1 protein-coding gene is annotated in these 470 nt (G+C 66.8%); it reads left to right on the top strand.

Annotated features, from left to right (window positions below):
* On the top strand, positions 1 to 470 hold a 470-nt coding region (locus EN846_RS35505; protein WP_348630852.1), incomplete at both ends, for an MFS transporter.

The following is a 470-nucleotide window of genomic DNA, read 5'->3' as shown; positions in this document are numbered from 1 at the left end:
ATCAACTCATGGCCCCTGGGCATCGCCCTCACGCTCGCCGGCCTGCCGTTGATACAGGCGCAATTCGGCATAGCGGGGACGCAGGTCGCGGGTATGGCGCTCATCGCCGCGGCGCTCGCGCTGGTGGGGTTCCTGTACCGGCCACCCGGAACCGCCGCCGCTCCGGCTTCAGCGGAAGGCTCGCAGCTCGCGAAACCGGCAGTCTGGGCCGTGCTGCTGGCAGGCTTGATATGGGCCTTCTACAATGTCGGCTTCGCCATGATCTTCAGCTTCGGTCCGTCGATGCTGGTCGAGCGCGGCTGGTCGACCGCCGCCGCAGGCCAGGCTGTCAGCATCGTGCTGTGGCTCGCGGCTCTTTCGGTTCCGCTCGGAGGCTATCTCGCGGACCAGACCAGGAGCCGCAACACCATGCTGGCGACAAGCTGTCTCGCCTTCGCGGCTTTGGTCCTCCTGTTTTGGCGCGGTTCAGC

The organism is Mesorhizobium sp. M4B.F.Ca.ET.203.01.1.1 (genome assembly GCF_004791025.1).
In the GTDB taxonomy this organism is placed as follows: domain Bacteria; phylum Pseudomonadota; class Alphaproteobacteria; order Rhizobiales; family Rhizobiaceae; genus Mesorhizobium; species Mesorhizobium abyssinicae.
The sequence above is the reverse complement of the archived record's forward strand: the minus strand, read 5'-3'. Positions and strand labels throughout refer to the sequence as shown.